This is a genomic window from Kitasatospora sp. NPDC056531, from assembly GCF_042794375.1.
Taxonomy (GTDB): domain Bacteria; phylum Actinomycetota; class Actinomycetes; order Streptomycetales; family Streptomycetaceae; genus Kitasatospora.
Window position 1 is genome coordinate 72,739 of the sequence record NZ_JBHTTU010000036.1, and the last position, 12,252, is coordinate 84,990.

The window sequence follows — 12,252 nt, forward strand, 5'->3', positions numbered from 1 at the left end:
ACGGCTCACGCCGCTCGGAGCAGCCGCCGGTCACGCCGCGCGGAGCCGCAGCTCCCGCCGTCCGGCCCACCGGACGGCGGGGCCCATCGTCAGGCCGGCCGCCGCCAGCACCGCGCCCAGCACGGCCCACCCGACCAGCCCGAAGCCGATCACCGCGGTGCTGACCACCGCCGGGCCGGCCATCATCGTGGCCGCCGAACCCGCGTTGAACACGCCCTGGTAGGCGCCGTGCTCACCCTCACCCGCGAGGTCGTAGCTCAGCGCCCAGCCGCCCGCCTGGCCCATCACCTCGGCCAGCGACTGCAACGCGATCCCCGCGAGCGCCACCACGGCGGCGAGGATCCCGGGCAGGCCGTGCGCGAAGGCGATGACCAGGCAGGAGGCGGCCAGCACCAGTCCGGCGCGACGGCAGGCCCGGGCGGCGGCCGTCCGCTCCTCGGTGCCCCGGGTGGCCCGCACCTGCAGGGTGATCACCATCAGGGTGTTGACGATCAGGGCGCCGGCGACGGTGATCCGCGGCGCGTCGGTCTGCTGGACGATCCACAGCGGAACGCCCACCTCCAGGACGGCGAACTGCAGGCCGAGGACGGAGCACAACGCGGTGACGACCAGGAACGGGCCGTCCCGCAGTGCCGGGTTGCGCCGTCGGCCCTGCTTGACGCCCTTGCCCCCGGGATCCGACGGGTTCGCCGTGCCGGAGTTGGTCACCGTCGCGGACTTCGCCGAGGGCTCGGCCGACGAAGGGCCGGCCAGGGCGGACAGGGCGGACAGGGCGGACAGGCGGTAGAACAGCACCGCGACGGCCACGTAGGAGACGGCGTCGGCCAGGATCGCCGCCAGGTAGACCGGCCGGGTGTCCAGCTGGAGCGCGATCGCGCCGAGCCCCGTCCCCACGCAGATGCCGACGTTGGTCACCACCCGCAGGTAGGCCCGGCCCGCCACCCGGGTATCGGCCGGCAGGACCTCGGCGTAGAGCGCGTTCCGCACGGCGGCCGACCCCCGGTCGACGGCGGAGACGGCGCAGGCCAGTGCGACGAAGGCCGGGTAGCTGTGCACCAACGCGTACCCGGCGGTGCCGACCGCCTCCACCCCGACCAGCACCACCAGCACCCTCCGGGCGCCCCAGCGGTCGGCGGCCCGACCGGCCGGCACGCTGGCGACGACCCCGCACAGGCCGGCCGCGGTCATCCCGCCGCCCAGCTGGGCGGCGCTCAGGCCGAGGACCCGGGTGAAGAACAGCACCGCGACGGACAACGAGAGGCCGTTGCCCACCGTGTTGACGAGGGTGATCCCGGCCAGCCGACGGACCGTCGGATCGGGGTGAAGACGACGCCGGAGAGCCGCGGGAAGGCGGCCACCCGGGTTGTGCGTGGGCAGGACGAAGGACGGCGCGGAGGACTCCGCCGGCTTGGTGGTCATGCCCTGATCCCACCGCCAGCAGGCCGCCAGGGGTATTCCTTTAGGCTCTGGCTGAATCTTACGAGGGGGACGTGCGTGCACCGCTTCACACTCCGGCTGGCCGACCTCGCCACCACCTGGTTCGCCGTCTCCCCGATCCACGAGGCGGTGCTCAGCCTGCGGATGTGGACCCACCCGGGCGTCTACCCGCTCCAGACCAGGGCCTTCGAGCAGCTCCGGCCCTCCTTCGAGCGGCTGGAATCGCGCCGTCTGCTGCTCGCGCTGGTCGCCGAGAACCGCTGGGTCCCCGACTTCCTGACGCCCCGACCGACGGCAGCCGCCGGCGACTTCCGCGCCGAGCTGGCCGTCGTGCGCGCGCTGCCGCCGGAGCTGCTGCGCGGCGAGTTGGAGCTGACCTTTCTGTCGCACGGGCAGCCGCTGCCCGCCCTGCTCGACGACGGACTCGCCGATCCGGCACGGCTGTTGGCACGGATCTCCGACGCGCTGAAGGAGTACTGGGAGGCGTGCCTCGCGCCCGGCTGGTGGCCGCAGGCCCGCGCGGTGCTGGAGGCGGACCTGATCTACCGGGCGCGGGTGCTCGCCCAGCAGGGCGCGGCGGCACTGTTCGCGGACCTGGACCACCGGCTGCACTGGGCGAACGGCGTACTGTCGATCAACCGGCACTGGGGGGACGGGGACGTGGAGACCGCCGTGGACGGGCGCGGGCTGGTCCTCAGCCCGACCTGCTTCGTGCGCGGGGCGATCACCATGATCAGCAGGGACCGGGAGCCGCAGATCTCCTACCCGGCGCGCGGGCAGGCGGCCATGGGCGGCGCGGGCGCGGACGCGCCGGTGGCGTCGGCGGCCCTGGAGTCGCTGGTCGGCGCCCCGAAAGCCCGGCTGCTGGCCCTGCTCGCCGAGCCTGCCTCGACCACCGACCTCGCCTACCGCCTCGGCGTCACCCCGGGCGCGGTCAGCCAGCACCTGTCCGTCCTGGCGGCCACCGGCCTGGTCACCCGCGCCCGGCACGGCCGCTCGGTGCTGTACCGGCGCAGCGTGCTCGGGGACGAGCTGACCGGCGGCCGGTAACAGGCGGCGAACGACCGGCGGCGAACGACCGGCGCCAACCGACAACCGACAACGACCTCATCAGCGGCGTCCCCGGCCTCACGGTCTACCACGACCCCAAGTCCGTTGCCACGTACGGCTATACGGGCGCGGGCGGCCAGTGGTGGACCTTCGACGATGCCTGGTCCATCGTCCAGACGGCGGCCTACCTCAAGTCGAAGAACCTGCTCGGCGGCATGATCTGGGAGATGTCCGGCGACACCCCGTCCGGCACCCTCATGACCGCACTCGGCACCGGCCTCAAGTAGCTGGCCTCAAATAGCCGGACCCAAGTAGCCGGCCTCGAATAGTCCACCCCGCACAGCGAACGGGGCCGGCGTTCACTCCGCTGAGCGGAGGAACGCCGGCCCCACCCGGCAGCAGATCGGTTACCGCGAGGCCATCGCCGCCAGCCGCCGCGCCGCCCGGTACTGCCGCAGCACCTGCGCGAAGCTCGTGTGCCCCTGGGTGGTTCGGGCGAAGGCCCGCCAGGCGGCAGGCACCAGGCAGACCGCCGCGTGGAACAGGTACGGCCGCCGCTCGAAGGCGCCCAGCAGCTGCTTGCCCGCGCGCATCTCCACGCCCAGCCCGGCCTTGACGGCGAACGCGTAGTTCAGCGCCTCGCGCCGCACCGCCGCCGCGTTGCCCGCCTCCGCGATCTGCACCGCCCACTCACCGGCCAGCCTGCCCGAGCGCAGCGCGTAGGAGATGCCCTCACGGGTCCACGGCTCCAGCAGCCCGGCCGCGTCGCCCGCGACCAGCACCCGGCCGCGGGAGAGCGGCGAGTCCTCGGCCCGGCACCGGGTCAGGTGCCCGGACTCGACCTGCGGGGTGAAGCCGGACAGGCCCAACCGCCGGATGTAGTCGGCGAGGTACTGCTTGGTCCGCTCGCCGTCGCCGCGTGCCGAGATGACGCCCACGGTCAGGCTGCTGGACTCGGTCTTCGGGAACACCCAGCCGTAACTGCCGCGCAGCGGGCCCCAGTCGAGGTGGATCCGGCCCGACCAGTCGGCGGCCACCTGCGGCGGGACGGGGATCTCCGCCTCCAGGCCCAGGTCGATCTGGTCGAAGGTGACGCCCACGTGCCGGGCGATCCGGCTCGCGCTGCCGTCCGCGCCGACCACCGCGCGCGCCTCGAAGCTGCGCCCGTCGGCCGCGGTGACCACCGCCGTCCGGTGGTCACCGCCACGCTGCTCGACCCCAGTGACGGTCACTCCGGTGACCAGCACCGCCCCGGCCTGCTTGGCCGCCTGCACCAGGCGCAGGTCGAACTCGTCCCGGTTGACCAGGCCGAACAGCATCCGCTTGGAACGACGCGTCCGGGTGTACCGCCCGTCGTACGCGAAGGTGACGGCGTGCACCCGGTCCTGCAGCGGCAGCTCGAAGTCCGGCGGCAAGCTGTCCCGGGAGGGGCCGATGATGCCGCCGCCACAGGTCTTGTAACGGGGGTGTTCGGCCTTGTCGAGCAGCAGCACCCGGCGGCCCTGCGCGGCGGCGGCGTACGCGGCGCAGGCCCCGGCCGGCCCGGCGCCGACCACCACCACGTCCCAGACGCCGTCCAGCTGTCCCACCGAGGCCACCGAATCCGCCGAAGCCGCCGACGCCTGCGGAGACGCCGCTGACACCTGCGCGGACGCCTCATCTCTTACCGACGCGGTCGTACGGTCGAGCGGGGTACGGGAATCGGAGCTTCCGGAGTCAGTCACGTCGAGCAATCCTATGCGTCCGCACCGCCACCCGGACGCCGCACCACCCGACAATTGCCTCCGCCTATGATCGGCGGTACCCCAACCCGACCCCTCCGCCCGTACCACCCCACGGGCGGACCCGACCCCTCGGAGCCCCGATGTCACAGCCCCTGGCCGACGCCGTCCGGTCCCTGATGGACCGTGCCCGCACCGACCTCGCCGAACTGGTCGCCTTCCCGTCGGTCGCCGACCCGCGCCAGTTCCCGGTCGAGGAGTGCCAGAAGGCCGCTCAATGGGTCGCCGACGCCTTCGCCGCCGAGGGCCTGACCAAGATCCAGCTGCTGGACACCCCGGACGGCACCCAGTCCGTCTACGGCGAGCTGCCCGGCCCCGAGGGCGCCCCGACCGTCCTGCTCTACTCGCACTACGACGTCCAGCCCCCGCTCGACGAGGCCGCCTGGATCAGCCCCGCCTTCGAACTGACCGAGCGTGACGGCCGCTGGTACGGGCGCGGCGCCGCCGACTGCAAGGGCAACATCCTGATGCACCTGACCGCCCTGCGGGCGCTGCGCCAGGTGTACGGGGACGCCTACCCGGTCGGCCTGAAGATCATCGTGGAGGGCTCGGAGGAGCAGGGCACCGGCGGCCTGGAGCGCTACGCCGAGGCCCACCCCGAGCTGCTCGCCGCCGACGCCATCATCATCGGCGACACCGGCAACTTCGCCGCCGGCCTGCCCACCGTGACGGCCTCGCTGCGCGGCATGACGGTGGTCGAGGCCTCGGTCACCACGCTGGGCGGCAACCTGCACTCCGGCGCCTTCGGCGGCGCCGCCCCGGACGCGCTGCAGTGCCTGGTCCGGATGCTGGCCTCGCTGCACGACGGGAACGGCGACGTCGCCGTCGCCGGGCTGACCGCCGACCAGACCTGGGAGGGCGTGCAGTACCCGGAGGAGCAGTTCCGCGCCGACGCCAAGGTGCTCGACGGCGTCGCCCTGACCGGCACCGGCACCATCGCCGACCGGCTGTGGGCCCGCCCGTCCGTCACCGTCCTCGGCATCGACGCCCCGCCGGTGATCGGCGCCACCTCCTCCGTCCAGGCCGCCGCGAAGGCGCTGGTCAGCCTGCGCGTCCCGCCGGGCATGAGCTCGGACGCCGCCCAGGACGCGCTGGTCGCCCACCTGGAGGCGCAGGTCCCGCTCGGCGCCCGGCTGACCATCGAGCGCCAGGGCAACGGCGCCCCGTTCCGCGCCGATACCAGCGGCCCGGCGTACGAGGCGATGGGCGAGGCCATGGCCGAGGCCTTCGGCACCCCGATGGTCGCCTCCGGCGAGGGCGGCTCGATCCCGCTCTGCAACACCCTGCGCTCGCTCTACCCGAAGGCCGAGATCGTGCTGATCGGCGTCGAGGAGCCGACCACCCAGATCCACGCGGTCAACGAGAGCGTCGACCCGCAGGAGCTGGAGCGGATGGCCCTCACCGAGGCCCTGTTCCTGCGCCGCTACGCCGAACTGCGCTCTGCCTGACGGCAGTCGGGACCGTGCGGACCTCCGGGTCCGCCACCGGCCGCCCGCCCCGCCACCGGCGGGCGGCCGCCAGCACCGCCGCGTAGCCGACCGCGCCCACCGCGAGTCCCGCCCCGGCGCCGAAGCAGACCTCCGGGACGAGGTTCCGCCGGAGCGGGCTGAGCCGGTGCAGCACCCCGGCCGCCGTCGCCGCGCCCAGCGCCGCGACGGCCACCCGCCGGCTCCGGGCCGCAGGCCGGACGGCGGGGCGCACCGGCTCGACCGCCCGCACCGTACGCGCCGCCCAGCCGGCCATCGCGGCCAGACCGAGCGCCGAAGTCCCGTACTGCAGCGCCTCGTAGAGCGGGACCCCGGCCGCCTTCCGCTCCAGTACGGGCAGCAGCCGTACGCCCAGTCGGTCACCGTGGGTGAACGCGTCCCAGCCGACGTGGGTGGCCGCGCCGATCGCCGCCGACCCCAGGAACCACGCCGCGTCTGTCCCCCGGCTTCCACCGCTACCGGCCCGGCGGGCCGTCAGCGCCTCGGCGGCGCCGGCCCACCGCTCGGGCAGCAGCCCCACCAGCGGCGCCCGCAGCAACCCGTGCCACCCCGCGACCAGCGCGGCGGCGACCGCCACGTCGACCGTCGGCACCGCCCACCAGCGGTGCAGCAGCCCGCCGTGCTCGTAGACCCCGGGCAGCAGCGACTCGGCGAAGAACGGCACATCGGGCGCCATCGACCCTGCCACCAGCGCCGAGGCCACCAGAGGCCCTCGCTCCCCGGCGGCACGCAGCAGGGGCAGGACGGCGGCGGGATGACTGAACGTGAACGGCATGCCCCCATCCTGACGCCCGCACCGCCCGCCGGGCCAACCGAGGTCGGCCCGGTCCGCAGTCGTCACACCGGCGGACCACCGCAGGCCCATCCCCTCAGCCGCCCCACCGGCCGGCCGCCGAAGGGCCACCCCGCAGCCGCCCCACCCACCGACCACCGCAGCCCTACGCCGCGTCCGCCGTGCTGGCCAGCCCGAGCGCCACCCTGCTCCCCGCCTCCAGGTACCGCAGCTCCCCGATCCGCCGCGCCTCCAGGGCCGCGGCCAGGCGCCGGTAGCGGCTCGGCGGCAGAAGGTCGGCCGCCTCGTCCAGGGTGACGAACCGCCAACCGCGCAGTTCCTCCTGCTGCAGCAGCAGGTTCTGCCGGCCCGCGTCGTCGAGCAGCCCGCCGTCGTACATCAGCCGCAGGCCGCCGCGGCGCGGGCCGGTGCGCGGCTCCCAGTCGACGGCGAGCAGCCGCAGGGTGGCGGGGTCGAGCCGCAACCCCAGCTCCTCGGCGATCTCGCGCAGGGCGGCGTCGGTGGGGGCCTCGCCGCGTTCGACCACGCCGCCGGGGAAGTCCCAGTCGGGCTTGTAGACCGGGTCGACCAGCAGCACCCGCTCCTGCTCGTCGAAGAACAGCACCGCCGAGGCCACGGTGTCCCCGGTCGGGTCGGGGCTCTGGACGATCGGGCAGCGCGCGGCACCGACCCGGACCAGTTCGGCGATCCGGTGCGCGGTCTCGCGCGGGGTGAGCCGGCTGGTGTCGAGCATCCGGGCGTCGCCGACCAGCCAGCGGCGGGCGGCCCGGTAGCGGGCCAGGTGTTCCAGGCACCAGTTGCGGACCCGCTCGCTGGCCTCCGGATCGCCCGGGCACTCCTCGCGTTGCGTGATGCGGTCGCGCAGGATCGTTTCTTCTGGGTCCAGCACGAAGTGGTGCACCGCGATCCCGTGGGCGGCGAGGTCGCCGAAGATCTCGTCCCGGTAGTCCTCTCTGAGCAGGGTCATCGGGACCACCAGCGGGCCGCCGACCTCACCGAGCAGCGCGGCCGCCGTCTCGGGGACGAGTCGGCGCCAGGCCGCCAGGTCCTGGATGTCGGACACCGCCGCCAGCCGGTCGGCCGGAAGCATCCGGCGTAGGCCGAAGCCCACCAGCTCGGGATCGAAGAGCACGCTCCCGGGCAGCAGTTCCACCAGCTCGCGGCAGGCACTCGTCTTGCCCGCCCCGAATGTGCCATTGACCCAGACGATCACAACGTCCCCTGCCCTCGACTTGCCCCGATGGCGTACGCACCGGGCAGCGCCCCCGTCGACCGAACCAGCGCCACCCGTGGTGGTACCCGCGCCACGCCGCTCCCCATACCTGCCCGCCGCGCCCGCCCACGCGCCCCGGCCCGCCCCTTGACAGAGGCATGTGCCCAGGCCAGGGGCCTGGGCCGGGACGCATGCGGACCGTTCGACCGCAAAGCCGCCCGCTGACAGTACGCCGTGCGCACAGGAAGTCGGACCGGCCGATTTCCGCCGCGCGCCCCACCCGTACGCCGTGCGCGCCGCCCCTGCGCCCTCCCACCCCCCTGATCTCCTCTGCCCGCCTCCGCGAGTGCCTCTTGCGCCGCCCGCTCCCCGGCGCGTACAGAGGAACGATGAAGCTGCTTCCCGTCGGCCGGGTCGTCGTCATCGGCTCGGTCAACACCGACCGGATCCTCCGCTGCCCCGTGCTCCCCTCCCCCGGCGAGACCGTCCTGGCCACCTCCGCCGGCCAGGGCTTCGGCGGCAAGGGCGCCAACCAGGCGGTGGCGGCGGCCCTGATGGGCGCGGCGACCCACCTGGTCGCCAAGATCGGTCGCGACGCCGACGGCGAGGCGGCGCTCGCCGATCTGCGCGGCGCGGAGGTCCAGACGGGCGCCGTGCTCACGCACCCCGACGCGCCCACCGGTCAGGCGATCGTCATGGTCGACCCGTCGGGCGAGAACAGCATCGTGGTCGTCCCGGGTGCCAACGCCGAACTGACCCCGAAGGAAGTCACCGCCGCCCTGGCCCGTCTCCACCTGCTCCCGGTCGACGTGGTCCTCACCAGCAACGAGGTCCCCGCGGAGTGCATCCGCGCCACCGCCGCCGCCCTCCCCACCGCGGGCCCGAACGGCGGCACCCGCTGGCTGCACAACACCGCCCCGGCCGGGGCACTGCCCTACCCCGGCCCCGGCGGCCGCCGACCCCTGGTGGTCGCCAACGCCGTCGAGGCCCGCCAGATCACCGGCGCGGCGACCGTCACCGAGGCCGCCCGCGCCCTCGCCCGCCACGCCGAGGGGGCGGTGGTCACCCTCGGCTGCGACGGCGCCCTGGTCGCCACTGGGGAGGAAGTCGCCAGGCTGCCCGCGCCCGCCGTACGGGTGGTCGACACCACCGGCGCCGGCGACGTCTTCTGCGGCGCCCTCGCCGCTGGGCTGGCCCGTGGCGCCGCCCTCCCCGAGGCAGCCGCCACCGCCGTGGCCGCCGGCGCCTTCGCCGTCACCGCGCTCGGCGCCCGCGGCGCCCTCCCCCGCCCGGCCGACCTCTGAGCTCCCGCGCGTGAACGCACGCCACCGGCCGCCCCCCGGAGTCCTGCGCACGAAGGCACGCCAGAGGCACCGGGCCGAACACCGGCGCCCCTGGCGCCCGAACCGGCGCCCCCGCTACGGCCGTCCCATGTACGCCGGGTAGTACCCCTTGCTGATCCCCGAGATCCGGATCTTCGTCCCGGGCCGCGCGGCCTCGACGTACTGGTTGTTGCCCAGGTAGATCGCCACGTGCTGGATCCCGCGCCGGGTGCCGTCCGGCGACCAGAACAGCAGGTCGCCGCGGCGCAGCTGGCTCGCGCTGATCGGCGTGGTCGCCGCGTACTGGTCGTTGGCGATCCGCGGCAGCTCGATGCCGCCGCGCCGGAAGGACTGCTGCACCAGGCCCGAGCAGTCGTACCCGTCCGGCCCGTTGCCCGCCGTCATGAACGGCTTGCCGACCTGGGCGAGCGCGAACTGCACGGCGGCCTCGACGTTGCGGTCCCCCGCCACCGAGTCATGGGACGAGCCCGAGGAGCCGGAGGAGGACGAGGACCCGCCGGTCCGCGCCAGGTAGATGTCGTAGTGGGTGGTCCAGCGCCACTCGCCCTTGCTGTTCTTGAACCAGTACCGGGAACCGTCCCAGCCCTGCTTGATCCCCTCGCTCGACTTCGCGGACGACGTCGACGAGGACTTCGCGCCACTGGTCCGCGCCAGGTAGATGTCGTAGTGGGTGGTCCAGCGCCACTCGCCCTGGGCGTTCTTGAACCAGTACCGCGAGCCGTCCCACCCGGCGTGCGCCGGCGCCCGCTCCGCCGCCGCGGGGCTCACGCCGGTGCCGAGGCCGATCACCCCGGTCCCGACCGCGACCACGGCCGCCATCGCGATCCCCCGGCGGACCCGCGCGGCCCGCGAGGGGCGGGCGGGTCCGCCGGAGCGGCCGGGGGTGGCGTGCTGCCCGGTCGGTTCGTCGGCGACATCCGGCACGCTGGTGTTGACGGTGGTCATCCTGCTGACTTCCTTCGCTGCTTCGAACGCACTGGTGCGAACGGCCGCCGGACGGGCGGCTGCGGAAACTGCTGCGGACACGCGGTAGGCCCCGGGATCGCCGGTCCGTTCGCTCGGCAGATCAGTTCTGCCTGTGTGTCACGTTAAGCACGCGTTCGCTCACGGCGCGCAGTGGAGTGCGCCAAAGGAAGGTTTCCCGGGCGGTGGTTTCCGACGGGGCATCAGGATGAGTACCCGTCACCGGGAGGTCGGCCGACGCCCCGTCATCAGCGGCCCTCGGCCTCCGCGAGCAGCTGCTTCTTCAGCACCTTTCCCAGTGCGTTCCTGGGCAGTTCGGGTACCAGCACGACCCGGCGCGGCCGCTTGTGCACCGAGAGCCGCTCGGCCACGAAAGCCGTCAGCTGTTCCCCCGTCACGGCGCCGTCCGGGATGACGTACGCGACGATCGCCTGTCCGAGGTCCTCGTCCGGCGCGCCGACCACCGCCGCGTCGGCGACCGCCGGGTGGTCGCGCAGCGCGGCCTCCACCTCGCCCGCGCCGATCCGGTAGCCGCCGCTCTTGATCAGGTCCACGGAGGCGCGGCCGACGATCCGGTGGAAGCCGTCCGGCCCGATCACCGCGACGTCCCCGGTGCGGAACCACCCGTCCGCCGTCCAGGCCTCGGCGTCGGCGTCCGGCCGGTTGAGGTAGCCGCTGAACAGGGTCGGACCGGAGACCTGCAGCTCACCGACGCTCTCCCCGTCGTACGGCAGCGGCTCGCCGTCCTCGCCGACCAGCCGGGTGCGCACCCCCTCCAGCGGCAGTCCGACGCTGCCGGGGCGGCGCTCGCCGTCCGCCCGGGTGCTGACGGTGATCAGCGACTCGGTCATCCCGTAGCGCTCGATCGGGGCGTGCCCGGTGAGCGCCGCCAGCCGCTCGAACACCGGTACGGGCAGCGGCGCGCTGCCGGAGACCAGCAGCCGGGCCGAGGCCAGCCGGGCGGCCGCCGCGGGGTCCGCCGCCAGCCGGGACCAGACGGTGGGCACGCCGAAGTACAGGCTGCCGCCCGCCGCCGCGTACCCCTCCGGGGTGGGCCGCCCGGTGTGCACCAGCCGACTGCCGGTGCGCAGGGCGCCGAGCACGCCGAGCAGCAGCCCGTGCACGTGGAACAGCGGCAGGCCGTGCACGAGGGTGTCCCCGGCGGTCCACTGCCAGGCTGCGGCCAGGGCCTCCAGGTCGGCGGCGATCGCCTCCCGCCGGATCACCGCGCCCTTGGGCGCGCCGGTGGTGCCCGAGGTGTAGAGCACGAAGCCGGTCGCGTCGGCGGCCGGCTCGGCGTAACCGGTGGCGGAGCGCTCGGCGGGGTCGACCGGCAGGGCCTCCACCGAAGCGCCCTCCGGCACGGCCTCCCCGGCGGCGTGCGCGAGCAGCGCCGCGCCGGAGTCGCGCAGGATGTGCTCGCGCTCCTTCGGCCCCGAGTCGGGCGGCAGCGGCACCACCGGCACACCCGCCAGCAGGCCGCCGACCACGGCGGTGACCGTCTCCACGGTGGGCCTTGCAAGCACGGCGAGCGCGGGAGCCCCCGCCACCCGGTCGGCCACGGCGGTCGCCGCGCCCAGCAGGTCCTCCCGGGAGAGCGCCCGACCGTCGATCCGCAGCGCGTCCGCAGCGTCGCCGTAGTCGCCCTGAAGTGCCGTCAGCAGTGCCATGCTTCCGCCCTCGCCCTCGTCTCACCCTGGTCTCGCCGAACCCACCGAACACGGTCGTGCCGTACGTCGCCGCGTCCCGCGCCGTCGGACCGACTCTACGGGCCGCCGCTCCGGCGCCTGCGGACCGGGGCTAACGACGGAGGGCGTGGCACCGAGCACCCGGTGCCACGCCCTCCGCGGTCTGTCCGCGGGATCAGGCCTTGCGGGCCTTCACCTCGGCGGTGAGCTGCGGCAGGACCTGGAAGAGGTCGCCGACCACGCCGTAGTCGACCAGCTCGAAGATCGGGGCCTCGGGGTCCTTGTTGACGGCCACGATGGTCTTCGAGGTCTGCATGCCGGCCCGGTGCTGGATGGCGCCCGAGATGCCCGCCGCGATGTAGAGCTGCGGGGAGACCTGCTTGCCGGTCTGGCCGACCTGGTTGCTGTGCGGGTACCAGCCGGCGTCGACGGCGGCACGCGAGGCGCCGACGGCCGCGCCGAGCGCGTCCGCGAGCTCCTCGACCACGCCGAAGCCC

General features: G+C 74.6%; 10 protein-coding genes and 1 pseudogene. 4 read left to right on the forward strand and 7 right to left on the reverse strand.

Features of this window, described 5'->3' with window-relative positions:
- Positions 1-30: 30 nt before the first annotated feature.
- Positions 31-1,419: an MFS transporter gene (locus ACFQ87_RS26780; RefSeq protein WP_380613369.1), complete on the reverse strand. Its 1,389-nt coding sequence runs from the start codon at positions 1,417-1,419 to the stop codon at positions 31-33.
- A 75-nt stretch (positions 1,420-1,494) separates the two neighbouring features.
- On the opposite strand from ACFQ87_RS26780, the gene ACFQ87_RS26785 reads away from it, so the two are divergent.
- A complete protein-coding gene (locus tag ACFQ87_RS26785) occupies positions 1,495-2,487 on the forward strand; it encodes an ArsR/SmtB family transcription factor (protein ID WP_380613370.1) in 993 nt (330 codons plus the stop codon).
- Between the two features lie 50 nt (positions 2,488-2,537).
- A pseudogene (locus tag ACFQ87_RS26790) lies at positions 2,538-2,774 on the forward strand (glycosyl hydrolase family 18 protein); the annotation flags it as partial.
- A 120-nt stretch (positions 2,775-2,894) separates the two neighbouring features.
- On the opposite strand, the gene ACFQ87_RS26795 reads toward ACFQ87_RS26790, so the two are convergent.
- Positions 2,895-4,085 carry a geranylgeranyl reductase family protein gene (locus ACFQ87_RS26795; protein WP_380613371.1) on the reverse strand — a complete coding sequence of 397 codons (1,191 nt, stop codon included), beginning with the start codon at positions 4,083-4,085 and terminating at the stop codon, positions 2,895-2,897.
- 266 nt (positions 4,086-4,351) lie between these two features.
- Between ACFQ87_RS26795 and ACFQ87_RS26800 the strand changes: the two genes are divergently transcribed.
- On the forward strand, positions 4,352-5,716 hold the full coding sequence (locus ACFQ87_RS26800; protein ID WP_380613372.1) for a dipeptidase: 1,365 nt from the start codon (positions 4,352-4,354) through the stop codon (positions 5,714-5,716).
- Here the strand turns inward: ACFQ87_RS26800 and ACFQ87_RS26805 are convergent.
- Together ACFQ87_RS26805 and ACFQ87_RS26810 are read right to left on the reverse strand one after the other, a co-directional pair.
- A complete protein-coding gene (locus ACFQ87_RS26805) occupies positions 5,667-6,530 on the reverse strand; it encodes a DUF4184 family protein (protein WP_380613373.1) in 864 nt (287 codons plus the stop codon). The genes ACFQ87_RS26800 and ACFQ87_RS26805 overlap by 50 nt on opposite strands.
- 163 nt (positions 6,531-6,693) lie before the next feature.
- Complete coding sequence (locus ACFQ87_RS26810) at positions 6,694-7,761, reverse strand: NUDIX domain-containing protein (RefSeq protein ID WP_380613374.1); 1,068 nt, start codon at positions 7,759-7,761, stop codon at positions 6,694-6,696.
- 389 nt (positions 7,762-8,150) lie between these two features.
- On the opposite strand from ACFQ87_RS26810, the gene ACFQ87_RS26815 reads away from it, so the two are divergent.
- Positions 8,151-9,065, forward strand: a complete 915-nt coding sequence (locus tag ACFQ87_RS26815) for a PfkB family carbohydrate kinase (RefSeq protein WP_380613375.1) — start codon at positions 8,151-8,153, stop codon at positions 9,063-9,065.
- Between the two features lie 114 nt (positions 9,066-9,179).
- On the opposite strand, the gene ACFQ87_RS26820 is transcribed toward ACFQ87_RS26815, so the two are convergent.
- The 3 genes from ACFQ87_RS26820 to ACFQ87_RS26830 all read right to left on the reverse strand — a co-directional run.
- Positions 9,180-10,049: a C40 family peptidase gene (locus ACFQ87_RS26820; RefSeq protein ID WP_380613376.1), complete on the reverse strand. Its 870-nt coding sequence runs from the start codon at positions 10,047-10,049 to the stop codon at positions 9,180-9,182.
- Positions 10,050-10,315: 266 nt separating this feature from the next.
- Positions 10,316-11,737, reverse strand: coding sequence for an AMP-binding protein (locus ACFQ87_RS26825; protein WP_380613377.1), 1,422 nt, complete (start codon positions 11,735-11,737; stop codon positions 10,316-10,318).
- A 193-nt stretch (positions 11,738-11,930) separates the two neighbouring features.
- On the reverse strand, positions 11,931-12,252 hold a 322-nt coding region (locus ACFQ87_RS26830), incomplete at its 5' end, for an electron transfer flavoprotein subunit alpha/FixB family protein (RefSeq protein ID WP_360509808.1).